The 23,664-nt window shown below is 61.1% G+C and carries 24 protein-coding genes; 10 read left to right on the forward strand and 14 right to left on the reverse strand.

The window, feature by feature from the left end; all coding sequences use genetic code 11:
* The first annotated feature begins 50 nt into the window (after positions 1-50).
* Positions 51-797: an NRDE family protein gene (locus RB216_RS27770; protein WP_028618346.1), complete on the forward strand. Its 747-nt coding sequence runs from the start codon at positions 51-53 to the stop codon at positions 795-797.
* A gap of 92 nt (positions 798-889) precedes the next feature.
* On the opposite strand, the gene ptsP is transcribed toward RB216_RS27770, so the two are convergent.
* Positions 890-3,169, reverse strand: a complete 2,280-nt coding sequence (gene ptsP, locus RB216_RS27775) for a phosphoenolpyruvate--protein phosphotransferase (RefSeq protein WP_028618347.1) — start codon at positions 3,167-3,169, stop codon at positions 890-892.
* A gap of 22 nt (positions 3,170-3,191) precedes the next feature.
* On the reverse strand, positions 3,192-3,671 hold the full coding sequence (locus RB216_RS27780; protein WP_003176750.1) for an RNA pyrophosphohydrolase: 480 nt from the start codon (positions 3,669-3,671) through the stop codon (positions 3,192-3,194).
* A gap of 143 nt (positions 3,672-3,814) precedes the next feature.
* Here RB216_RS27780 and RB216_RS27785 point away from each other — a divergent pair, with 143 nt between their 5' ends.
* Positions 3,815-4,471, forward strand: a complete 657-nt coding sequence (locus RB216_RS27785; RefSeq protein WP_028618348.1) for a histidinol-phosphatase — start codon at positions 3,815-3,817, stop codon at positions 4,469-4,471.
* A 106-nt stretch (positions 4,472-4,577) separates the two neighbouring features.
* Here RB216_RS27785 and RB216_RS27790 read toward each other — a convergent pair whose 3' ends face one another.
* Positions 4,578-4,991 carry a DUF2269 family protein gene (locus RB216_RS27790; RefSeq protein ID WP_028618349.1) on the reverse strand — a complete coding sequence of 138 codons (414 nt, stop codon included), beginning with the start codon at positions 4,989-4,991 and terminating at the stop codon, positions 4,578-4,580.
* A 41-nt stretch (positions 4,992-5,032) separates the two neighbouring features.
* Positions 5,033-6,547 carry a threonine ammonia-lyase, biosynthetic gene (ilvA, locus tag RB216_RS27795; protein ID WP_028618350.1) on the reverse strand — a complete coding sequence of 505 codons (1,515 nt, stop codon included), beginning with the start codon at positions 6,545-6,547 and terminating at the stop codon, positions 5,033-5,035.
* 137 nt (positions 6,548-6,684) lie between these two features.
* Here ilvA and rpiA point away from each other — a divergent pair, with 137 nt between their 5' ends.
* Positions 6,685-7,356 carry a ribose-5-phosphate isomerase RpiA gene (gene rpiA / locus RB216_RS27800; RefSeq protein WP_068936376.1) on the forward strand — a complete coding sequence of 224 codons (672 nt, stop codon included), beginning with the start codon at positions 6,685-6,687 and terminating at the stop codon, positions 7,354-7,356.
* A gap of 117 nt (positions 7,357-7,473) precedes the next feature.
* Here rpiA and RB216_RS27805 read toward each other — a convergent pair whose 3' ends face one another.
* The 4 genes from RB216_RS27805 to RB216_RS27820 form a co-directional block, all read right to left on the reverse strand.
* Complete coding sequence (locus RB216_RS27805; protein ID WP_308908113.1) at positions 7,474-8,388, reverse strand: SdiA-regulated domain-containing protein; 915 nt, start codon at positions 8,386-8,388, stop codon at positions 7,474-7,476.
* 120 nt (positions 8,389-8,508) lie between these two features.
* Positions 8,509-9,435 carry an SdiA-regulated domain-containing protein gene (locus RB216_RS27810; RefSeq protein ID WP_308908114.1) on the reverse strand — a complete coding sequence of 309 codons (927 nt, stop codon included), beginning with the start codon at positions 9,433-9,435 and terminating at the stop codon, positions 8,509-8,511.
* Positions 9,436-9,648: 213 nt separating this feature from the next.
* Positions 9,649-10,314, reverse strand: a complete 666-nt coding sequence (locus tag RB216_RS27815; protein ID WP_308908115.1) for a fumarylacetoacetate hydrolase family protein — start codon at positions 10,312-10,314, stop codon at positions 9,649-9,651.
* A 21-nt stretch (positions 10,315-10,335) separates the two neighbouring features.
* Entirely contained in the window at positions 10,336-11,730 is a 1,395-nt protein-coding gene (locus tag RB216_RS27820; RefSeq protein ID WP_016979015.1) for a D-2-hydroxyglutarate dehydrogenase, read from the reverse strand.
* Between the two features lie 205 nt (positions 11,731-11,935).
* Here RB216_RS27820 and serA point away from each other — a divergent pair, with 205 nt between their 5' ends.
* Entirely contained in the window at positions 11,936-13,165 is a 1,230-nt protein-coding gene (serA, locus tag RB216_RS27825; protein WP_003195214.1) for a phosphoglycerate dehydrogenase, read from the forward strand.
* A 62-nt stretch (positions 13,166-13,227) separates the two neighbouring features.
* Here the strand turns inward: serA and RB216_RS27830 are convergent, their stop codons facing one another.
* Positions 13,228-13,668: a DUF4399 domain-containing protein gene (locus RB216_RS27830; protein WP_028618355.1), complete on the reverse strand. Its 441-nt coding sequence runs from the start codon at positions 13,666-13,668 to the stop codon at positions 13,228-13,230.
* Positions 13,669-13,802: 134 nt separating this feature from the next.
* Between RB216_RS27830 and RB216_RS27835 the strand changes: the two genes are divergently transcribed.
* Entirely contained in the window at positions 13,803-14,327 is a 525-nt protein-coding gene (locus RB216_RS27835; protein ID WP_068936379.1) for a transporter substrate-binding domain-containing protein, read from the forward strand.
* On the opposite strand, the gene RB216_RS27840 is transcribed toward RB216_RS27835, so the two are convergent.
* Complete coding sequence (locus tag RB216_RS27840; protein ID WP_308908116.1) at positions 14,321-14,809, reverse strand: 2-thiouracil desulfurase family protein; 489 nt, start codon at positions 14,807-14,809, stop codon at positions 14,321-14,323. The genes RB216_RS27835 and RB216_RS27840 overlap by 7 nt on opposite strands.
* 2 nt (positions 14,810-14,811) lie before the next feature.
* The gene (locus RB216_RS27845) at positions 14,812-15,444 is read right to left on the reverse strand and encodes a 2OG-Fe(II) oxygenase (protein ID WP_308908904.1); all 633 of its coding nucleotides are present in this window, start codon (positions 15,442-15,444) and stop codon (positions 14,812-14,814) included.
* Positions 15,445-15,575: 131 nt separating this feature from the next.
* On the opposite strand from RB216_RS27845, the gene RB216_RS27850 reads away from it, so the two are divergent.
* Complete coding sequence (locus tag RB216_RS27850) at positions 15,576-16,328, forward strand: DUF2059 domain-containing protein (protein WP_308908117.1); 753 nt, start codon at positions 15,576-15,578, stop codon at positions 16,326-16,328.
* A 43-nt stretch (positions 16,329-16,371) separates the two neighbouring features.
* On the opposite strand, the gene bipL is transcribed toward RB216_RS27850, so the two are convergent.
* Positions 16,372-17,295, reverse strand: a complete 924-nt coding sequence (gene bipL / locus RB216_RS27855; RefSeq protein WP_028618360.1) for a phospholipase BipL — start codon at positions 17,293-17,295, stop codon at positions 16,372-16,374.
* A 99-nt stretch (positions 17,296-17,394) separates the two neighbouring features.
* On the opposite strand from bipL, the gene RB216_RS27860 reads away from it, so the two are divergent.
* Both RB216_RS27860 and RB216_RS27865 read left to right on the forward strand, forming a co-directional pair.
* On the forward strand, positions 17,395-17,970 hold the full coding sequence (locus RB216_RS27860; protein WP_028618361.1) for a DUF6436 domain-containing protein: 576 nt from the start codon (positions 17,395-17,397) through the stop codon (positions 17,968-17,970).
* 31 nt (positions 17,971-18,001) lie between these two features.
* Positions 18,002-20,356 (forward strand): penicillin acylase family protein, encoded by a 2,355-nt coding sequence (locus tag RB216_RS27865; protein ID WP_308908118.1) that lies wholly within the window; start codon positions 18,002-18,004, stop codon positions 20,354-20,356.
* 50 nt (positions 20,357-20,406) lie between these two features.
* On the opposite strand, the gene RB216_RS27870 is transcribed toward RB216_RS27865, so the two are convergent.
* Positions 20,407-21,309: an AraC family transcriptional regulator gene (locus RB216_RS27870; protein WP_308908119.1), complete on the reverse strand. Its 903-nt coding sequence runs from the start codon at positions 21,307-21,309 to the stop codon at positions 20,407-20,409.
* A 103-nt stretch (positions 21,310-21,412) separates the two neighbouring features.
* On the opposite strand from RB216_RS27870, the gene RB216_RS27875 reads away from it, so the two are divergent.
* On the forward strand, positions 21,413-21,766 hold the full coding sequence (locus RB216_RS27875) for a carboxymuconolactone decarboxylase family protein (protein WP_028618364.1): 354 nt from the start codon (positions 21,413-21,415) through the stop codon (positions 21,764-21,766).
* Here the strand turns inward: RB216_RS27875 and RB216_RS27880 are convergent.
* Positions 21,744-22,709, reverse strand: a complete 966-nt coding sequence (locus tag RB216_RS27880; RefSeq protein WP_028618365.1) for a GlxA family transcriptional regulator — start codon at positions 22,707-22,709, stop codon at positions 21,744-21,746. The genes RB216_RS27875 and RB216_RS27880 overlap by 23 nt on opposite strands.
* A 285-nt stretch (positions 22,710-22,994) precedes the next feature.
* On the opposite strand from RB216_RS27880, the gene RB216_RS27885 reads away from it, so the two are divergent.
* Complete coding sequence (locus RB216_RS27885; protein WP_028618366.1) at positions 22,995-23,636, forward strand: HD domain-containing protein; 642 nt, start codon at positions 22,995-22,997, stop codon at positions 23,634-23,636.
* The last annotated feature ends 28 nt before the right edge of the window (positions 23,637-23,664 follow it).

The raw sequence follows: 23,664 nt of genomic DNA on the forward strand, positions 1-23,664 counted from the left end.
GCCTCGGCTTGAGTGGGTAGAGTGGCTAAAAACACAAAAGGGATCGCCTGATGTGCCTGATTGTTTTCGCCTGGCGGCCGGGCCACGCCCAGCCACTGATCGTCGCGGCCAACCGCGACGAGTTCTACGCCCGCCCCAGCCTGCCGCTGGCCCAGTGGCTGGATGCGCCCGAGGTCTACGCCGGTCGTGACCAGGAAGCCGGCGGTACTTGGCTGGGGGTCAATGCCGATGGCCGCTTTGGCGCGCTGACCAATATCCGCGACCCGCACCAGCCTCCGGCCCGTAAGTCCCGTGGCGAGTTGGTCGCGCGATTTCTCAGCGGCTCGCTGCCGATTGAAGAGTATTTGGCCGACGTTAACGGCCGCTCGATTGAATATGCCGGGTTTAACCTGCTGATAGGCACGCGCGATGAGCTGTGGCATTACAACGCCAACCATACGGAGCCGACGCGGCTGAAGTCCGGCGTGTATGGATTATCCAACGCAGGGTTGGATACACCGTGGCCCAAATTGCTCAAGGCCAAGGCGGCGTTGAGCGAAATACTCGTAGACCCACAGCCTGACGCGTTATTGGGGATTTTGAGTGATCCGCAGACGGCGCCGTTTGCGGACCTGCCAGATACAGGGGTGGGATTGGCAACGGAAAGCCTTTTATCCAGCGTGTTTATTGCCAGCCCGAGCTACGGGACACGGGCGAGTACGGCATTGATCGTGAATGCCGACGGGACGCGGCAGATGGTGGAGCGCAGTTTTGGGCCGCATGGTGGGCGGCTTGGTGAGGTAGAACTCAGGATTTAGCGGTGTTTGGGCTGGCGCCATCGCTGGCAAGCCAGCTCCTACAATGGAATACATCCCCCTGTAGGAGCCGGCTTGCCGGCGATGGCCTCGGTCTAGAGGGTTTTCGCCGAAGCCGGGTTGATCATCCGTGTCAGCCCCAGATTCTTCAGCGCCAACTGCAGCGAGCTGTGGATAACTTGCGGGTTGTCGATGGTCATCAACTCCGCCAGCAAGTCCTTGGCCATGCTCAACTCAACCTGGCGCAACATCCACTTCACTTTCGGCAAGTTGGTGGCGTTCATCGACAGGCTGTCAAAACCCATCGCCATCAACAGCACTGCCGCCGCCGGGTCGCCGGCCATTTCGCCGCAGATGCTCACCGGCTTGCCTTCGGCATGGGCGTCGCGCACCACATGTTGCAGTGCTTGCAGAACCGCCGGGTGCAGGTAGTCGTAAAGGTCGGCCACCCGTGGGTTGTTACGGTCCACGGCCAGCAGGTATTGGGTCAGGTCGTTGGAACCTACCGAGAGGAAGTCCACCTGGCGCGCCAGCTCCTTGGCCTGGTACACCGCCGCCGGGATTTCGATCATCACGCCAATCGGCGGCATCGGTACGTCGGCACCTTCGTCGCGCACTTCGCCCCAGGCGCGGTGGATCAAGTGCAGCGCCTCTTCCAGCTCGTGGGTGCCGGAGATCATCGGCAGCAGGATGCGCAGATTGTTCAGGCCTTCGCTGGCCTTGAGCATGGCGCGGGTCTGTACGAGGAAAATTTCAGGGTGGTCGAGGGTTACGCGAATGCCGCGCCAGCCCAGGAAGGGGTTGTCTTCCTTGATCGGGAAATAAGACAGTGACTTGTCGCCGCCGATATCCAGGCTGCGCATGGTCACCGGCAACGGGTGGAAGGCCTGCAGTTGCTCGCGATAAATCGCCAGCTGCTCCTTCTCGCTCGGGAAACGCTGGTTGATCATGAACGGCACTTCGGTGCGGTACAGCCCCACGCCCTCAGCGCCGCGCTGTTGCGCACGGGCCACGTCGGCCAGCAGGCCGGTGTTGACCAGCAGCGGCACGCGATGGCCGTCGGTGGTTACGCACGGCAGTTCGCGCAATGAATCGAGGCCCAGCGCCAGTTGTTTCTCTTCCTCAACCACTTCGGCGTATTGCTTGCGCAACACTTCGCTGGGGTTGGTGAACACTTCACCGCGATGGCCATCGACGATCATGCCGATGCCGTCGACCTTGGCATACGGCAGGTCGACCAGGCCCATCACCGTCGGGATGCCCATGGCACGCGCCAGGATCGCAACGTGGGAGTTGCCCGAACCGAGTACTGAGACCAGGCCCACCAACTTGCCCTCGGGCACTTCGCCGAGCATGGTGGCGGTCAGTTCCTCACTGATAAGGATGGTGTTGTCGGGGTAAACCAGGTTGGTAGTGCGGTCTTCCTGCAGCTTGGCCAGCAGACGGCGACCGAGGTCGCGCACATCCGAGGCCCGCTCACGCAGGTAGTCGTCATCCATCATTTCGAAACGGTTGACGTGATCGGTGACCACCTGGCGCAGTGCGCCCTGGGCCCACTGGCCGGTCTTGATCACCGTCTTGACTTCGTTACCCAACGACGCGTCGTCGAGCATCATCTGGTACACGTCGAACAGCGCACGCTCTTCGGGGCGCAGCTGGGTGGCCAGCTTGTTCGACAGGTTGCGCATGTCAGCGCGCACGCCTTCCAGGGCGGTTTTGAACAGTTTGATTTCAGCGTCGATGTCGTTGACGGTCTTGTCCGGCACCACATCCAGGTCCGCTGGCGGCAACATGACTACCGCCGTACCGACCGCAGCGCCCGGTGAACCCGGCACGCCGACGAACTTGGCTTCCTGGATGCCCTTACCCTCACGCCCCAGGCCGCGAATCGAGCCGGTGGCTTCGGCGTGGGCGATAACCCCAGCAAGCTGCGCGCTCATGGTCACGAGGAAGGCTTCTTCACCTTCGTCGAACTGGCGGCGTTCTTTTTGCTGGATGACCAACACGCCGACGACACGGCGGTGGTGAATGATCGGTGCGCCTAGGAACGAGGCGTAACGCTCTTCGCCGGTTTCGGCAAAGTAGCGGTAACGCGGGTGATCGGCCGCGTTTTCAAGGTTCAGGGGTTCTTCACGCGTCCCCACCAGGCCCACCAGACCTTCATTGGGCGCCATGCTGACCTTACCGATCGAGCGCTTGTTCAAGCCCTCGGTGGCCATCAGCACAAAACGGTTGGTCTCGGGGTCCAGCAGGTAAACCGAGCAGACCTGGCTGCCCATGGCTTCCTTGACGCGCAACACAATAATCCCCAACGCCGCCTTGAGATCCTTGGCGGAGTTAACTTCCTGGACGATCTTGCGCAGCGTATTGAGCATGGCTCGGGGTCGAACTCCGTCGTCAGTCGCGCGCTAAAAGGCGCGGGGCAAGCTCTTTGAGAGCGCGACGATAAACTTCGCGCTTGAATGTCACCACCTGGCCCAACGGGTACCAATAGCTGACCCAGCGCCAACCATCGAACTCCGGTTTACCGGTCAAATCCATCCGCACCCGCTGCTCGTTGGAGATCAGGCGCAGGAGAAACCACTTCTGCTTCTGGCCGATGCACAGCGGTTGGCTGTGGGTACGCACCAGGCGTTGCGGCAAACGATAGCGCAACCAGCCACGGGTACACGCCAGAATTTGTACATCTTCGCGCTCAAGGCCGACTTCTTCATTCAACTCACGGTACAAGGCGTCTTCAGGGGTTTCGTCGGGGTTGATTCCACCTTGAGGAAACTGCCAGGCATCTTGGTTGATTCGGCGAGCCCATAGCACCTGTCCGGCATCATTCGTAAGAATAATCCCGACATTAGGACGGAAACCATCGGGGTCGATCACGGCAACAACCTCGCAAACGCATGTCGCCGCATTGTTCCACAAAGGTTGATGAAGCGGCAACGAGGCTTCTTACCTTATGTGCACTCTTGTGAAAAGACCGTATTCTGGACGCCTTTTTACAGACATTTCAGCGAGTAACTGCAATGCGCCTGGCTTTATTCGACTTGGACAACACCCTCCTCGGCGGTGACAGCGATCACGCCTGGGGCGATTACCTCTGTGAACGCGGGATTCTTGACCCGATCGCCTACAAGGCCCGCAACGACGGGTTCTACCAGGACTACCTGGCCGGCAAGCTCGACAACGCCGCCTACCTGAACTTCAGCCTGGAAATCCTCGGCCGCACCGAGATGGCCCAACTGGACGAGTGGCACAACGACTTCATGCGCGACTGCATCGAACCGCTAATGCTGCCCCTGGCCGCAGAATTGCTGGCCAAGCACCGCGCCGCCGGTGACAAGCTGGTGATCATCACCGCCACCAACCGTTTCGTCACCGCGCCGATTGCCGCACGCCTGGGCGTGGACACCCTGATCGCCACCGAATGCGAGATGGAAAACGGCCGCTACACCGGACGCAGCACTGATATTCCGTGCTTTCGCGAGGGCAAGGTGACGCGTTTGAATCGTTGGCTGGAAGAGACCGGGTATAGCCTGGAAGACAGCTACTTCTATAGCGACTCGATGAATGATCTGCCGCTATTGGAGCAGGTGACTCACCCGGTGGCAGTGGATCCGGACCCGAATTTGCGGGCTGAAGCTGAGAGACGTGGCTGGCCGGTGATTACGCTGCGAAGCTGATGGGTTTCACCTGTAGGAGCGAGCTTGCTCGCGAAAATCGTCAATGATGACGCGGGCATTCTGAATGAACGCGGTATCCTCGCGCTTTTCGCGAGCAAGCTCGCTCCTACACGGGCTTGGCACCCATCAATCCGGCAATCGCCACGAACCCCACCAGGCTGACCACCGCCAGCACCAACGTGAAGTTCAGGCTACCGCCCTCGCCCTTGCGCAGGCGATTGAGCCGCGCCACCAGCCAGAACCAGGCCAGCGCCGCCACGGTATAGAGGAGGCTGGAACCCAGGATCCAGGTCTGCCCCAGCGGCCAGCCGACCAGGTGCACCAGCCACCAACCGGTAAACGGCATGCTGACCACACACACGCCCATCAACAACCAGACGAACGCCCACGGGCGCTGCACGGTCACCGCCGGACCCGCGCTGCGTTTGCGCCAGGCCAGTATCGCCAGGCCCAGGCCGCTAAGCAGCAGCAATACCGTGGCCGCGATGTGGATAACTTTCAGGGTGATCAGGGTTTCCATGTCTCGTCTTCCTTAAAGGCCGCCCCCATCAGCGTAGTCGCTCAACCGAGGAACAGTTTGTAGGCCGGGTTATCGCTTTCATCCCAGTACGGGTAGCCGATGGCCTCCAGGGCTGCCGGTACCAGGTGACGCTCGTTCGCCGGCACTTGCAGGCCGGCGACCACACGACCGTCGGCTGCGCCGTGGTTGCGATAGTGGAACATCGAGATGTTCCAGCGCCCGCCCAATTTGTTAAGAAAGTTGAACAAGGCCCCCGGACGCTCCGGGAATTCGAAGCGAAACACCACTTCATTGCTGACGTGAGCCGCATGGCCGCCGACCATATGGCGGATGTGCAACTTGGCCAGTTCGTTCTCGGTCAGGTCCAGCACCGGAAAACCATGGCCTGTCAGGCTGGCGATCAGCGCACTGCGCGGGTCGTTTTCCGGGTGGGTCTGCACGCCGACAAAGATGTGCGCCTCGCTGCCGGAGTGGAAGCGGTAGTTGAATTCGGTGATCTGGCGCTTGCCCACGGCCTCGCAGAACGCCTTGAAGCTGCCGGGTTTCTCGGGGATGGTCACGGCGATGATGGCTTCGCGGCCCTCACCCAACTCAGCGCGCTCGGCTACATGGCGCAGGCGGTCGAAGTTGACGTTGGCGCCGGAATCGATGGCAACCAGGGTCTGCCCGGTGACGCCACGGGTCTCGACGTACTTCTTGATCCCGGCCACACCCAATGCCCCTGCCGGCTCGGTGATGGAACGGGTGTCGTCGTAGATGTCCTTGATCGCCGCACAGATTTCATCAGTGCTCACGGTGATCACTTCGTCTACATAATCTTTGCAGATATCAAACGTGTGCTGGCCGATCTGCGCGACCGCCACGCCATCGGCGAAGATACCAACGGTTGGCAACACCACGCGCTCGCCCGCGGCCAGGGCGGCTTGCAAGCAATTGGAGTCGTCCGGCTCGACGCCGATGACCTTGATGTCCGGGCGCAGGTATTTCACGTATGCCGCAATTCCGGCAATCAGCCCGCCGCCGCCCACCGGGACGAAAATCGCGTCCAGAGGCCCCGGATGCTGGCGCAGGATCTCCATCGCCACGGTGCCCTGCCCGGCAATGGTGTGCGGATCATCATAAGGATGGATGTAGACGTAGCCTTTTTCGTCGACCAGTTTTAGCGAGTAGGCCAGGGCTTCCGGGAAGGAATCGCCATGCAGCACCACTTTGCCGCCACGCGAGCGCACGCCTTCGACCTTGATTTCCGGGGTGGTCTTGGGCATCACGATAGTAGCTTTCACCCCGAGCACCTTGGCCGCCAGGGCCAGGCCCTGGGCATGGTTGCCGGCCGACGCCGTGACCACGCCGCGTGCGCGTTCCTCAGCCGTCAGTTGGGTCAGCTTGTTGTACGCGCCGCGAATCTTGAACGAGAACACCGGCTGCAAGTCTTCACGCTTGAGCCAGACCTTGTTGCCAAGCCGCTCCGAGAGCTGGCGGGCGGTCTGCAACGGGGTTTCTACGGCAACGTCGTAGACGCGCGAGGTGAGGATCTTTTTGACGTACTGTTCAAGCATCGGCGGGAATCACTGAGCAGGTTGGGCAGGGCCAAGGAGTCTAACCCAGCGTTTGGCCGGGCGACCACACGAATCCAGAGGTTTTGTTGGGTTATACTCGCGCCCCTCGATAACTCCCCGCCCGTTCCGGAGCCCGCATGACCCAGGATCAACTCAAACAGGCAGTGGCCCAGGCCGCCGTCGATTTAATCCTTCCTAAACTCGACGACAAGAGCATCGTCGGTGTCGGCACCGGCTCCACCGCCAACTGCTTCATCGACGCACTGGCCCAACACAAGGGTGCATTCGACGGCGCCGTGGCCAGCTCCGAAGCCACTGCCGCGCGCCTGAAAGGCCATGGTATTCCGGTGTACGAGCTCAACACCGTGAGCGACCTGGAGTTCTACGTCGACGGCGCCGATGAAAGCGACGAGCACCTGAACCTGATCAAAGGCGGCGGCGCAGCCCTGACCCGCGAGAAAATTGTCGCGGCCGTGGCCAAGACCTTTATCTGCATCGCCGACGCCAGCAAGTTGGTGCCCGTACTCGGCGCGTTCCCGCTGCCGGTGGAAGTGATCCCTATGGCCCGCAGTCACGTGGCCCGAGAGCTGGTAAAACTGGGCGGCGACCCGGTGTACCGCGAAGGCGTATTGACCGACAACGGCAACATCATCCTCGACGTGTTCAACATGCAGATCACTAATCCGGTGGAGCTGGAAACTCAGATCAACGCGATCGTCGGCGTGGTCACCAACGGTCTGTTCGCCGCGCGTCCAGCGGATGTGCTGTTGCTGGGCACCTCCGAAGGCGTGAAAACCCTCAAGGTTTGACGCGTTACTAAATGTGGGAGCGGGCTTGCTCGCGAAAGCGGTGTGTCAGTGAAAGATTCTTCAACTGAACAACCGCTTTCGCGAGCAAGCCCGCTCCCACATTGGTCCTGCGGTACTTCAGGGATGGGTTTTCTTGAACACGTAAAACAGGTTCGGCTCGCTGACGAGGTACAACGCGCCCTCGTCGTCCATGGCGATCCCTTCGGCCTGAGGCACCCGCTTTTTCAGGCCATGGCGCCCGTTCAGCAGTGACAGACTGCTCAGCGGGCGACCGTCGATATCCAGTTCCAGCACCAGGAACGACTCATCCGACAGCGCCAGTAAATGGCCGCTGCGCTCGTCGTATTGCAGGCTCGACAGGTCACGCACAAACAATCCGGCATCACGCTTGGGGTTGTTGATCACGTGCACCGAATAGGTCTTTTCCGGCTTGAAGTGGGGAAAACCGTGGACCTCGTAGATCAGCATCGGATCGCGCTCCTTGGCCACGAACAGGCGCTTGCCCAGCGAGTCATAGGCCAGGCCTTCAAAGCCCTTGTTGCCGCCAACGTGCAGACCCAGGGTCATCTGCTCCGCATCGGCGGCGTCGAGGAATTGGGTGTCGTCGTCCACATGCACTTTGATCAGCCGCTGCTGGCGCTCATCGCTGATCACGTAAATGTTATCGCTGATGAATTCCACCGCCTCGGCATCGCCAAACCCTATCAAGGGAATCCGCCGAAGGATCTTGCCCTCAAGGGACAGCTCGATCAGTTCGGCGTTTTTATTGGTGACGGTAAACAGGCTTTTGCGCACAGGATCGAAGGTCAAGGCCGACACATCGTCGTCCAACCCCTCGATCACTTGGGCTTCCAGGGTCACACGGTAGTCCGCCAGGCCAATGGAGCGTTCATCCGTCGGCTGGCGCCACGCCTGCCAGTTGAACCAGGCGCGCTCGAACAGGCGGAAATGTTGCGCAACGGCCCCGGCGCTGACCAAGGCGATCAGCGCAAGCATGATGAGAAGGGGTTTGGGGCTGGCTAGTCGTCGCATCGGGCGGGCTCAAAATCAAAAGTGGCGAATGAATATCACGCCTGTCTGAATTTAAACTTAAACGCGCCCTGATGTCTGGCGAATGCCGCTCATAGAGACATATCCGACGTAATCGGTGTGCTATTTCTGCTTTTCGAAACGATAGAACAGGTTTGGCTCACTGACAATGTAAAGCGTGCCGTTCTCATCCATGGTCACGCCTTCCGCCCGTGGAATGGTGTTTTTGAGACCGTTGAAACCGCCGAGCAGGGTCATGAAGCTGACTTGCTCACCCTTCTCGTCCAACTCCAGCAGCAGGTGAGAGTCGGCCGACAGCACCAGCAGATGCCCGGTGCGCGGGTCGACGGCCAGGGCCGAGAGGTTACGCATGTCCAATTCTTTGCTGGTCAGCTTTTGCTTATCGCCGGACAGGGTCGGGCCGCCGTCGCTTTTCCAGGTGAACAGCGCCGGCGGGCGCTCCTCGCCCAGCACCAGTTGCTGGTTGCGCTTGTCCCAGGTGATGGCTTCAAAGGCTTTGTTCTGGTCTTTGGACGGGCCCAGGTCATAACTCGGGAAGTCGGCCTTGTTCAACGCCGCGGTGGTGGCGTCGACCTTGACGATGGTCAGTGTGTGCTGGCGCTCATCGACCACGGCGATCAGGCCGTTTTCCATCACTGTCACGCCTTCCGGGTTATCCCAGCCGTTGAGCGGCATCTTACGCAGCACATCGCCTTGCAGGCTCAACTCAGCGAGGAACGGGTTCTTGCCCATCACGGAAAACAGGGTTTTGGTCTGAGGGTTGTAGGAGACGTCGGACGCTTCGTCCTTCTCCATGCCCGGCAAAAGCTTGCCGTCGATCACGACATGGTAGTCCGGCAGCCAGACGCTTTCCTGGCGTTCAGCGGGCGATTCAAAACGCTCCAACACCCACAGGACACCCCGATCATCCCAGTGCATGATCCAGGCAAGGCCGTAGGAAATCACTCCCACCAGCAACAGCCAGGAATACCAGCGCAAGGCAAACCGAGAACGCGGCTTGGGTGTAGCGGAGGGCAAGGACAGGGCCATTGAGCGCTTTTTCCGGAAAGTCAGCGTTAGGTGATAGCACAGGAACCACAGGCCCGCGCGCAAGAGGCTGAGGATTATCCGGATGGCGTGTGAAAAAAATGCAAAAAGCGATTGAACTGTAGAAGCCGGCTTGCCGGCGATGGGATCGACGGGGTGTGCCAGTTGCACCGCACTGACCCCATCGCCGGCAAGCCGGCTCCTACAAGAGCGGGTTCAGCGAACGCTGCTTTCGAAGCGGCTCACACCCGACAGCTCCAACACCAGCTCATCGCCCACATTCAGCGGGCCCACGCCGGCCGGGGTGCCGGTGAAGATCACATCGCCCGCTTGCAGCGAGAAGCAGCCGGCCATGTGCTGGATCATCGGAATGATCGGGTTGAGCATCTGCGCGCTGTTGCCATCCTGGCGCACTTCGCCATTGATGCTCAGGCGGATGCCGATGTCGGTCACGTCCGGGAAGGTGCTGCCCACCACGAACGGCGCGATTACCGCTGCACCATCAAAGGACTTGGCGATTTCCCACGGCAGGCCCTTAGCTTTCAGCTCGGCCTGTTTGTCGCGCAGGGTCAGGTCCAGGGCCGGGGCGAAGCCGGAAATCGCATCCAACACTTCTTCACGGCTGGGCTTGGTCGACAAGGGTTTGCCGATCAATACCGCGATTTCCGCCTCGTAGTGCACCGAGCCGCGTTCGGTCGGGATGCTGAAACCGCCTTCCAGCGGCACCACGCAGCTGCCCGGTTTGATGAACAGCAGCGGCTCGGTGGGCACCGGGTTGTCCAGTTCCTTGGCATGTTCGGCATAGTTACGCCCGATACATACCACTTTGCCGAGCGGAAAGTGGATGTTGGTGCCGTCGACATACTTGTGCTGGTAGCTCATGGAACGACTCCTTCAGGGCGATTAAACAGCGAAGATCTTGCCAGGGTTCATGATCCCGTTCGGGTCGAACACGGCTTTGACGGCCTTCATGTATTCGATTTCAACCGGCGAGCGGCTGTAGGTCAGGTAGTCACGCTTGGTCATGCCCACGCCGTGTTCGGCGGAGATCGAACCGTTGTACTTCTCGACGGTTTCAAACACCCACTTGTTCACAGTGGCGCACTTGGCGAAGAACTCGTCCTTGCTCAGGTTTTCTGGCTTGAGGATGTTCAGGTGCAGGTTGCCGTCGCCGATGTGGCCGAACCAGACGATTTCAAAATCTGGGTAGTGTTCACCGACGATCGCGTCGATTTCCTTCAAGAACGCCGGTACTTTGGAGACAGTTACCGAGATATCGTTCTTGTACGGGGTCCAGTGGGAAATGGTTTCGGAGATGTACTCGCGCAGTTTCCACAGGTTGTGCAGTTGGGTTTCGCTCTGGCTCATCACGCCGTCCAGCACCCAGCCCTGCTCGACGCAATGCTCAAAGGTTTCCAGCGCGTGGTTGGCGACTTCTTCGGTGGTGGCTTCGAATTCCAGTAGCGCGTAGAACGGGCACTCGGTTTCGAACGGCGCCGGCACGTCGCCACGGCCCATGACCTTGGCCAGGGCCTTGTCGGAGAAGAATTCGAAGGCGGTCAGGTCCAGCTTGCTTTGGAACGCGTGCAATACCGGCATGATCGAATCAAAGTCGGTGGTGCCCAGCACCATCGCGGTGAGGTTTTTCGGCGCACGGTCCAGGCGCATGGTGGCTTCGACCACAAAACCCAAAGTGCCCTCGGCGCCGATGAACAGCTGGCGCATGTCGTAGCCGGTGGCGTTCTTGATCAGGTCGCGGTTCAGCTCAAGTACGTCGCCCTTGCCGGTGACAACCTTCATGCCGGCCACCCAGTTGCGGGTCATGCCGTAGCGAATAACCTTGATCCCGCCGGCATTGGTGCCGATATTGCCGCCAATCTGGCTGGAACCCGACGATGCGAAGTCCACCGGGTAGTACAGGCCCTTTTCTTCAGCGACGTTCTGCAATTGCTTGGTGACCACGCCCGGCTGGCACACGGCGGTGCGGTCGGTGAGGTTCACGTCGAGGATCTGGTTCATATAGTCGAACGACACCACCACTTCGCCATTCGCCGCCACGGCAGCGGCCGACAAGCCAGTACGTCCGCCCGATGGCACCAGCGCCACCTTGTGGGTATTGGCCCAGCGCACAATAGCCTGGACCTGCTCAGTGGTCTTGGGGAAGACGATGGCGGTCGGCGCGGGTGCGAAGTGCTTGGTCCAATCCTTGCCGTAAGCCTCCAGGGAGTCTGCATCGGTCAGCACTTTGCCGGGCTCAACCAGGGTCTTTAGCTCATCAATCAGGGCAGGATGGGTCATCGACAGAACTCTCGAACAATTCATGGTCATCCTGAGAACGCTTCACGTCGCAGGAATAGGTGTTTAGCGGGGCGCGTATGCTAGCATACCGCCCCCGCAGGACAGAGCCCAAGGGCGTTTCTGCGGTGACGGCTTTCCTGCCGTCCGGGTCAGCTTGTGCTGCTCGATTCCCTGCCATTTTTCTCCGGGATACAGGTTTACGCAGATGAGCAAGACTTCTCTCGATAAGAGCAAGATCAAGTTCCTTCTTCTGGAAGGCGTCCACCCATCGGCTGTCGACGTTCTGAAAGCCGCCGGGTACACCAGCATTGAGTACATCACCAGTTCTCTGCCGGAAGCCCAACTCAAGGAAAAGATCGCCGACGCGCACTTCATCGGCATTCGCTCCCGCACTCAGCTGACCGAAGAGATCTTCGATCACGCCAAGAAACTCGTGGCGGTCGGCTGTTTCTGCATCGGCACCAACCAGGTCGACCTCAACGCAGCGCGCGAGCGCGGCATTGCGGTGTTCAACGCACCGTACTCCAACACCCGCTCCGTTGCGGAGCTGGTGCTGGCCGAGGCCATCCTGTTGTTGCGCGGCATTCCTGAGAAGAACGCTTCCTGCCACCGTGGCGGCTGGATCAAGAGCGCAGCCAATTCCTTCGAAATCCGCGGCAAGAAGCTGGGTATCGTCGGTTACGGCTCGATCGGCACTCAGTTGTCGGTCCTGGCTGAAGGCCTCGGCATGCAGGTGTTCTTCTACGACACCCTGACCAAGCTGCCATTGGGCAACGCCACGCAAGTGGCCAGCCTGACCGAGCTGTTGGGCATGTCCGACATCGTGACCCTGCACGTTCCGGAAACCGCTGAGACCCAGTGGATGATCGGCGAGAAGGAAATCCGCGCCATCAAGAAAGGCGGCATCCTGATCAACGCTGCCCGTGGCACCGTGGTCGAGCTGGACGCCCTGGCCGACGCGATCAAGGACAAGCACCTGATCGGCGCCGCCATCGACGTGTTCCCGGTGGAGCCGCGCTCCAACGACGACATCTTCGAAAGCCCGCTGCGTGGCCTGGACAACGTGATCCTGACCCCGCACATCGGCGGTTCCACCGCTGAAGCGCAGGCCAACATTGGCCTGGAAGTGTCGGAGAAGCTGGTCAAGTACAGCGACAACGGTACGTCGGTGTCGTCCGTAAACTTCCCGGAAGTGGCCCTGCCGGCTCACCCTGGCAAGCACCGTCTGCTGCACATCCACCAGAACATCCCTGGCGTGATGATGGAGATCAACAAGGTTTTCGCGGAAAACGGCATCAACATCTCCGGTCAGTTCCTGCAGACCAACGAGAAGGTCGGCTACGTGGTGATCGACGTCGACGCCGAGTACTCGGACCTGGCGCAAGAGAAGCTGCAGCACATCAACGGTACGATTCGTAGCCGCGTGTTGTTCTAAGGCTTCCACTGCACCACGAAAAAGGGAGCCCTCGGGCTCCCTTTTTTACATCTGAACAAATCTTATTTGACGTTAACCGTGATCACTTTCGAGGCTACAGTCGGGTTGAACTGCATGTGCAGCTTGTCGCCGGCCACCAGTTGCAAGGTGTGCTTGCCTGGGGTGAGGGTCAGTTCGGTTTCGGTCTGGGCCTTGCCGTAGTGGATCACGGTGTCGGTGGCCGGGATCGGCACGCTGGCGTCAGGCAGTTCTTTCTGGTCGATCAGCAGGTGGTGGTGACCGGTGCCTGGATCCTGGCTGGTGGCCGGGGCCAGTTTCAGGCCTTCCATGCCGAATTTGACGGTGAAGGTTTTATCGACCGTCGCGCCGTCTTTAGGCGAGACGATGAATACTTTGGCATCTGCAGGTGGAGCGCTGCGCGGGATACCGTCCGCAGCAGTGGCCAACATCGAAGCACCCAGCAGCAGGGAGGCCAGGGTGGCACGGGACAAAAGGGCTTTCATTCGCTTCTCCAGTTTTTCTATGAAATCTGTAGGGTTATGACAACTTCGCGACAAATTGCTGTCCAAGGCACTCAACACCATAGCAAAGCGATGCTGAACGGCGCCTCGCACATTAAAAATCTCTAGGAGTGACCATGCGCTTTTCGCCTGGCCTGTTACTGCTGCTTCCCCTTCTAAGTCCCTTGGCGCATGCCGAACTGCTCGATGATGTATACGATCGAGGCGAACTGCGCATTGCACTCGTGGCCGACAACCCGCCATACAGTTTCAAGGAAGGAAACAAACTCACCGGTTTGGAAGTAGAACTCGGCGAGCAACTGGCCAAGGAGATGGACGTGCGCGCATCGTTCATTACCACCGATGCGAATGACCTGCTGCCAGGAGTGGAAAGCGGCAAGTACGACGTAGCGATGAACTATATCGCTGTGACCCCCAAATTGCAGGATCGGTTCGATTTCAGTGAGCCTTACGGCGAATCCCGTGGGCGCATGACAGGCCCGTCGACCCTTTATGCGATGCCGTTCCAGAAGGGCAACCCGGCATTCAAGTCAAGCCTGAACAACGCACTGCAACGACTCAAATCCGACGATCGATTCAGGGAGCTGTTGCAGAAGTGGCTTGTAGATTACCCCAACCGTCCGGCGGCCCAGACTCAATAACCGCAGGCCTGCAATGCCTGCGCGGCTTGTGCCAGTTCCAGCTCACTGAATACCAATACACCGTGCTGCTTGAGCAGCGCAGCCGTCACACCTTCGCCACTCACCTTCACGCCACTGAAGGTGCCGTCGTAAGTCAGCAGATTGCCGCACGACGGGCTATTGGCCTTGAGCACGGCGATGCGGATGTTATAGCGCTGCACCAGCGCCAGGGCCTGGCGCGCCCCCTCAAGGAACGCCGCGCTGAAATCTTCGCCCTCGGCGGTGAGTACCTGGGCGCGGCCCTCCCAGACATCCACGCCTTGCCCGCCTGGAATTTCGGCAGCGGGGCGAGGCGTCGGCAAACCACCCGACACTTCCGGGCAGATGGCAACCACACGCCCTTCGGCCTGCCACACCGCCAGCTGGTCGAACGGCCCGCTGGCCCCACCGTCGTAGCGCACCTTGTGCCCCAGCAGGCAGCGGCTGATCAGAATCTTTTGCATACTTAAAACGGCTCGTTACCCCGCCGACGAAACCAACCGGTGAGGGACAGGCGTTCGCGCGTGGCGGGTAGAACTTCATGGGGCACTTCGCCCGACAGGAACACCACCAGGCAACCGCCGATGGGCACCACATCGTATTCGACGCCGTCCTTGAGGTACATGCGCAACTGGCCACCATGCTCGGGCAGCCAGGCATCGTTCAAGTAGATCACTGCCGAGACCATGCGCCGGTCATCGTCGCGAAAACGGTCCAGGTGCTTGAGGTAGAACGCCCCCGGCGGGTACATGGCGAAATGGCTCTCGAAATCTTCCAGGCCGAGGAACAGGCCACGGTTCATCGCCAAACGCAGGCTGTCCATCAGCGCCATGTAGGTGTCGCAGATCGCCGCGTCACCGTCCTCCAGCCACTGGATATGGTCACCGCGAATGCCTTCGCGAATCTCCTGGGCCGGGCCACGCCCTACCGCCGCCGGAGCCAGCTCACCCTCGGCCGCACGTTTACGGCACTCAGCCGCCAGTTCCAGGGTCAGAGCCTGGGGCAGGAAGCCGTCCTGCCGGGACCAGCCCTTTTCGGCCAGGTCGTCGACAATACGTTGCAGCAAGGTGTGATCGAGGGGTATTTGCATGGCGCGCATAGTATCCATACGCCTGTGAATCCGACAGAGCCACCGAGCGTCTGACTGCACTTTAGTCAGGTGACTGATAGGACTTCTCGACAAATCCTACGCCCGACACGGACAATAGTGGCCGACTGACAGGAGTCCATATGCGTCGTTTGTTTTTTTCCTTGCTGATGTTCTGCGTTTTGCCCGCCTGGGCAGACGGCCATGACCAGTTGTACAAGGTCGCCGGCTGGGCCGAACAACGTGCGCATTTCAATGACGCCCTCAGCGCCGCCCAGCAGCGCTACCGCAACAGCCTGCCGCCGGCGGTGTACCAGGCGCTGGTGGACAACAGCAATAAACGCTTTGCCGCCAAGGCGGTGGACCAGCGTGCCGAAGCACAGTTGCGCAAAAACCTGGCGGACCCTAAGCCGGCCCTGGCGTTTTTCCAATCGCCCCTTGGCCGCAAGATTGTCGCCGCCGAGTTGCTCGCCACGCGCCGTGATCAATTGGCGAAAAACGCCCAAGGCCTGCCGAAAATCGAAGCCGACGCGACTCGCAGCCTGATCATCGGCCACCTGGGCCAGGCCCTGCCGGCCCGTGAAGCCGGCGCGGAAGTCAGCCTGGCGATTGCTGGTGTGGCGGCCGATAGTCTGAGCCAGATGATTCCCGGACTGTTGGGCGGCGGGCAGGCCCAAGGCATGTTGAACGGCCAGCGTGAGCGGTTGATGCAGCAGATCGACAAAGATCTGAACAACACGCTGCTGTACGTCTATCGGGATTTGTCCGACCCGGAGCTGGAAGAATTCGCGACGTTTGCCGAGTCGCCGGAGGGCAAGGCGTATTACCAGGCGGCCCTTGCCGCTATTCGTGCCGGGCTGGCTGTCGGCCAAAGCACCTCAAGCCTCGCCCCCTGACCCCTTGTAGGCGCTGGCTTGCCTGCTCCTACAGTGGGGTGAGTCAGGTCAGGTGGTGGGTGAGATAGCTGAAGTATTGCTGGCGAATCTCTGGAATCTCATTGGCCAGGTGATGCCTGCCACGCGGCAGCATCAACACCTCGGGCTGGTCGAACTTGCTCCGTAGCACCTGCAGGTTGTGCTGCCAGTCCACCGTCATATCTTCCTCACCCTGCACAATCACCGGCCGACGTGGGCTACGCGGTGCGGCTTCGATGCGTTTGATCCAGCGCGCCAAGGCGCCGACCCAGGCGGTCGGCAGTTGGCGCGGCTGCAGCGGGTCGGCTTCCAGGAACGGCTTGAACGCCGGATCGTGGGTGTTCTCGCTGAATCGCCGCGCAATGCCTTTGACGAACGGGCGCAGCAGGTAATAGCTGACCTGCGACCACCCCCAGGCACGCGGCCGCACCAGGGGTGACAGTAGGAAAGTCTTGCCCTGGGCCGGGCTGTCGGCGCCATGGTTGAGCAGGTGATCCACCACCACCGCGCCGCCGGTGCTTTGCCCGAACAGGTGCCAGGGTTGCGGCAGTTGCAGCGCTTGCGCCTGGGTGAACAGCGCATTCACCACCTGTTGATACACCGCAAAATCATCGATGCTGGCACGCACGCCACTGGACAGGCCGTGCCCCGGTAAATCGCAGGCGATCACCACGAAGCCCTGCTCCAGCGCCCACTTCACCACATGGCGGTACAGCCCCATGTGGTCGTAGAAACCGTGGAACATGAACATCGTCGCCACCGGCGTGGGCGGCCACCACACCTGCGCCACCACCTCAAAACCCTCCACCTCGAAACGCCCCAGACGGCTCACGGCCTGGTCCAGACCGTAAAAACGCTGGTAGACCCGCGCCTCGGCTGAAAGCGGTTGCGCATCCACCAGGGGCCGCAAGCTTTCGCGCAGATGATCAGGGTCAAAGGTAACGGGCATAAAGGCTTCCAGACTTGCGGCAAAGATGAATATCGAGCTGCGATATTCATCTGTCAGGACAAGCATGGCAAGCTACGCGACCTTCGAGGATACAACTGAATGCGACAGCCCTACCGCACCGCCTTGTTCGCCAGCCTGATCCTGGTTATCTGCGCCGGCGTGCTATGGGCAGCGTATGACTGGTTCCAGGGCCGCTACCTGCGCGCCTTCAGCGAGCACACGGCGGTGTTTTCCGGCGACCCGTTGAAGCTACCCGCCGACCTTGCCGGCCCCGGCCCGATTCGCCTGGTGCACTTCTGGGACCCGGCTTGCCCGTGCAACGTCGGCAACCAGCAGCACCTGGGCGAGCTGATCGAGCAGTACGCGCCCCAAGGCGTCGAGTTCTACGCCCTGCAAAAGCCCGGCAGCCACGGCCAACTGCCCGACAACCTGCGCAGCATGAAAACCCTCACCGCCCTGCCCGGCGCCGAGCAGGTGCCGGCCAGCCCGGCCGTGGGTATCTGGGATCGCAGCGGCAAGCTCGCGTACTTCGGGCCCTACAGCGAAGGCCTCACGTGTAATTCCAGCAACAGTTTTATTGAGCCGATCTTGAAGGCCCTTGAAACAGGACGCGAGGTAAATGCCACGCACACCCTGGCGGTGGGCTGCTATTGTTCTTGGCCAAAAGGCTCGTAACTCGCCACCCCACTCTTGGTAAGGAATGTTCATGAAGCGCGTCTTGCGGGTTCTCGCGGTTCTTGTCGTGCTGGTCGCCCTAGGCGCCGGTTGGTACCTGTACAGCAAGCAGCCCACCCGCCAGGGCACGGCAACACTGGCCAACCTGCAAGGCTCGGTCACCGTGCGTTACGACGACCGTGGCGTGCCACACATCCAAGCCGAGAACGAAACCGATCTTTACCGCGCCTTGGGCTACGTGCACGCCCAGGACCGGCTGTTCCAGATGGAGATCATGCGGCGCCTGGCCCGTGGCGAGCTGGCCGAGGTACTCGGGCCCAAGGTGCTGGAGACCGACAAGTTGTTCCGCAGCCTGCGCATTCGCGACCGCGCGGCCGCCTATGTCGCGCAACTCGACCACGAGTCAGCGCACTGGAAGGCCCTGCAAGCCTATCTGGACGGGATCAACCAGTATCAGGACAACCACGCCAGCCCGATGGAGTTCGACGTGCTGGGCATCCCTAAACGACCGTTTACCGCCGAGGACACCATCAGCGTCGCCGGGTACATGGCCTACAGCTTTGCCGCCGCGTTTCGTACCGAGCCTGTGCTGACGTACATCCGCGACCAACTGGGCAGTGACTACCTGAAAGTCTTCGACCTGGACTGGCAGCCCAAGGGCGCCCTCAACCTCGCCACCAGCGATTGGCAAGCCCTCGGCGCCATCGCCTCCCTGAGCGAACAGGCCCTGGCCGACAACGGCCTGCCGCAGTTCGAAGGCAGCAACGCCTGGGCCATCAGCGGCAACCGCACCAAGAGCGGCAAACCGTTGCTGGCCGGTGACCCGCATATCCGTTTTTCGGTGCCGTCGGTGTGGTACGAGGCGCAGCTGTCTGCGCCGGGGTTCGAGCTATATGGCTACCACAACGCACTGGTGCCGGTGGCGTTCCTGGGGCACAACCTGGACTTCGGCTGGAGCCTGACCATGTTCCAGAACGATGACCTCGATCTCATCGCCGAGAAGGTCAACCCGGACAACCCCAACCAGGTCTGGTACCACGACCAATGGGTCGACATGAGCAGCACCGAGCAGCAAATCGCCGTGAAAGGCCAGGCGCCGGTGACGTTGACCCTGCGTCAATCCCCCCACGGCCCGATCATCAATGACGTGCTGGGCGAAAACGCCGGCAAGACGCCGATTGCCATGTGGTGGGCGTTCCTCGATACCCAGAACCCGATCCTTGAGGGCTTCTACCAGCTCAACCGTGCCGACACGCTGGTGAAGGCCCGTGCGGCGGCGGCCAAGGTGTCGGCGCCGGGGCTGAATATCGTGTGGGCCAACGCCAAGGGCGATATTGGCTGGTGGGCGGCAGCGCAGTTGCCGATCCGCCCGGCCGGGGTCAACGCCGGGTTTATCCTCGACGGCAGCACCTCCCAGGCCGACAAGCTGGGCTTCTACCCCTTCAGCGCCAACCCCCAGGAAGAAAATCCGGCACGCGGTTACGTGGTATCGGCCAATGCCCAGCCGGTCTCACCGACTGGCATGGAGATTCCCGGTTACTACAACCTGGCCGATCGCGGCCAACAGTTGAACGCGCAGCTGAGCGACAAGAGCGTGAAGTGGGATGTGAACAACAGCCAGGCTTTGCAGCTCGGCACCACCACCGCCTTTGGCCCACGCCTGTTGGCGCCGCTGTTGCCGGTGCTGCGTGAGGTGGTCAAGGATCCGGCGCAGTTGAAACTGGTGGAGCAGCTTGCAAGCTGGAAGGGTGACTACCCGCTGGACTCGACCAGCGCCACGCTGTTCAACCAGTTCCTGTTCAACCTGGCTGACGCCGCCTTCCACCCGAAACTGGGTGACGGAATGTTCAAGACCCTGCTCGGCACCCGCGTGATCGACGCTGCCTTGCCACGCCTGGCCGCCGCGCCGGATTCGCCGTGGTGGGACGGCAAGCGCGCCGACACCGTCAAGCTCGCCTGGGACAACAGCCTCACGCACCTCAAGGCCACCTTCGGCGATGACCCGAGCCAATGGCAGTGGGGCAAGGCCCATACCCTGACCCACGGCCATCCGCTGGGCTCGCAGAAACCCTTGGACCTGATCGTCAATGTCGGCCCGTTCCCGGCGCCGGGCACCCACGAAGTGCCAAATAACCAATCGGCCAATATCGGCCCGGCACCGTGGCCCGTCACCTACGGGCCTTCGACTCGCCGCCTGATCGACTTCGCCGACGCGGCCCACGCGTTGACCATCAACCCGGTCGGCCAAAGCGGTGTGCCGTTCGACAAGCACTATGGCGACCAGGCAGAAACCTACATCGAAGGCGGCTATGAGCAGGCGCATTTCAGCGATGAGGAAGTGACGGCGAATACGCGTGGCACACTGAAACTGCTACCCGCCAGATGAGCGCCTGGAACTCGGTCAACTGCTCCCACATTGGATATACGCTACAGCGGCTATCGTGCCCGCACCCGGCCCGGCGCCTCGCCATAGGTCTCCTTGAATTTCTTGCTAAACGCCGCCTGGTACTGGTAACCCACCTGGGCGGCGATATCCAGCAGGCTCAGGTGCGACTGGCGCAACAGGTTGAAGGCCAGTTCCATGCGCAACTGGGTCAGCAGCACCCACGGCGATACGCCCGCCACTTTCACGAACGCACGCATGAAGGTGGCACGTGACATCGTCGCGGCAGCCGCCAGGCTGTCGATGGTCCACTCATGCCCCGGATCGGCCAGCATCGCCTGCCAGGCTTTGCTCAAGCGCTTGTCGGCGAGCAACGCGAAGGTGCCGGCCACGGGCGCCTGGCGGCTCAGCCAGGTGCGCAGGATCAGCGTGAACAGCGCCGACGACAACGCGTCGATAAAGGAGCGCGCGCCCAATTGCTGGCCGTCCGCTTCACTGCGCAATAACGCGATCAACGCCGCCAGTTGGCCGTCGCCCTGCCACTCGCGGCTGGACACCACCAGGTACTCCGGCAACGCGCCGAGCAGCAATGACTGGCGGTTGTAGTGGAAACTGCCACAGAGCATGTCCAGGTCCGGCCGGTCGCCGCCCAGGCGATGCACCGGGAGCAGGCCACCGCTGACCACTTGCGGTTGCATCGGCCGAATCCGCGCACCCTGGCTGCGCAGCAAATGGGTGGCACCGCCGGGCATCAGCAGGATATCGCCCTCCTCCAGCGTCACCTGCTGCCCGCCGGACAACTCGGCACGACAGGTGCCGCTGAGCACGATGTGGTAAGGCGCCACACCGAGGCTTTCCGGTGAATGACCCAGGGCCCACTCCCCCTGGAATTGGCAACGTAGATCTAGACTGCCGCGCAGGTTGGCCAGCGCGATGAGCGTGTCGATCGAATTCATTTGCGAGCATCGGTCAAAAAGATGAGCGGATTGAACAATAACGCCACCCCCGAACAGAAGAGACTGGCTCCACACCACTCAAACCTGTTCAGGAGTTACCGCAATGTTCAATAACTGGTCCGACTTGCTGCCTACCGTAAAGAAAGCCTTTGGCACACTGGGCAAGAGCAACCCGAAGATGGTCAAAGCCTACATGGCGCTGGGCGAGGCCGCTGAAGAAAACAACGTGCTCGACGCCAAGACCCGTGAACTGATCTCCATCGCCGTGGCCATCACCACCCGCTGCGACGGCTGCATCGGCGTGCATGCCGACGCGGCGATCAAGGCCGGCGCCACTCGCGAAGAAGTCGCCGCAACCCTGGCCACAGCGATCTCGCTGAATGCGGGCGCGGCGTACATCTACTCGTTGCGCGCACTGGAAGCCTACGACACCCTCAAACCGGCGCCGCAAAGTTAAGCCGGAACTGTTGCGGCGTCACGCCCAGCCGGCGATTGAACACACTGCGCATGTGCTGGGCGTCGCGAAAGCCGCATTGGTAGGCAACGGTCTTGAGCGGCGCGGGGCTGCTTTCGAGCATGACCCGTGCCGCGTCTACCCGCGCTCGTTCGACAAATTCCGCTGGTGTGATCCGCGCCTCTCGGGCAAACACCCGGGAGAAATTACGCGCGCTCATATTGGCCGCCTTGGCCAGGTCGGCAATGGTCAAATCCCCTGTTAGGTTCGCCAACACGTACAGCTGCACCAGCGCCACCGCCGAGGTGGTTTCGGCGTGGGGGGTGAGGAACGGACTGAACTGCGACTGCCCGCCCGAGCGCTGGGTGAACACCACTAGGCGCTTGGCCACGCTCAACGCGATTTCCGGGCCGTGATCCTGGGCCAGCAAATACAGCGACAGATCGATGCCCGCCGTGACCCCGGCCGAGGTGTAGAGGTTGCCGTCCTGCACGTAGAGGCGGTCGGCTTCGACCTGGGCTGTGGGGCACAGGCGCGCCAGATCAGCCGCGTCATTCCAATGGGTGGTCACGGTTTTACCGTCCAAAAGCCCGGCGCGTGCCAGCATGAAGGCGCCGTTGCAGATCGAGCCGAAACGTTGCGCACGAGCACTGGCGCCACGCAGCCAGTCATCGAACTCGGCGCCGAAGTCTTCGAAGGGCAACTGCGGGCCGCCGGCAACCAACAGCAGGTCGTAGGCTCGCAGGGCTTCGCTGTAGTGATGGTGGGCCTGCAATGACAGGCCGTTGGAAGCGGCCATGCTGCCGTGGCCGAAGCCGATCACGTCCAATTGGTAATGGTCTTGCGGCGGTAGAAAACGGTTGGCTTCGCAGAACACGTCCATGGGGCCGGTCACGTCCAGTGACTGGACGCCGGGGAAGATCAGGATGGCGACGGTTTTGCCCATGAATGGTTAGCCTTGGTTAACTGAATGAACACAAACCCATGTGGGAGCGGGCTTGCTCGCGAATGCGGTGGATCAGTCGACACATGTATTAACCGACATACCGCATTCGCGAGCAAGCCCGCTCCCACACTTGATCCTCTCAGGCTTCAAGAGATTACTCCGGCTGGCACGATGTGACGGCACATTGGCCGGGATCGCTCCCTCGCCGCCATAGCCCCTTCGCGGGCACGCGACCAGACTGGACTCATCGGCGCCACCCCCGGCGCTTTGTTGAGGAGAACGACCATGAGTACCACCATCGCCGGCATCCAGATCCCGGACAGCGCCCTGGCCAAGGCCACCACCGAATACATCCGCGACGTCGAATCCGACCTGCTCTACCACCACTCCCGCCGGGTATTCCTGTTCGGCGCCTTGAGCGGCGAACGCAAGCAACTCGCTTACAACCCGGAGCTGCTCTACGTCGGCGCGATGTTCCATGACCTGGGCCTGGTGGAAGGCCTTCGCAGTGACAACGAGCGCTTCGAAGTCGACGGTGCCAACGCCGCCGCCGCTTTCCTCAAGCCTTACGGGCTGAGCGATGACGACATCGAACAAGTGTGGCTGTCCATCGCCCTGCACACCACACCGGGCGTACCGCAGCATCTGCGTCCGACCGTGGCGCTGGTGACGGCCGGTGTGGAAATGGACGTGCTGGGCATGGACTACGCCGCGTTTTCCAGCGTGCAGCGCGAAGCCGTGGTGCATGCGCATCCACGCGGTGAAGGGTTCAAGGAGTGCATCATCTGCGCGTTTGCCGACGGCTTGCGCCATCGTCCGCAGACCACGTTTGGCAACGTGAAGACGGATGTGCTGGTGGATCAGGAGCCGGGGTTCAAGCCGATGAATTTTGTGGAGGTGATCCGCAAATCTCCCTGGACTGCATAGTTGACCTGAAATGCAATCAACTGTGGGA

The sequence above is a fragment of the Pseudomonas canadensis genome (assembly GCF_030980095.1).
Taxonomy (GTDB): Bacteria; Pseudomonadota; Gammaproteobacteria; order Pseudomonadales; family Pseudomonadaceae; genus Aquipseudomonas; species Aquipseudomonas canadensis.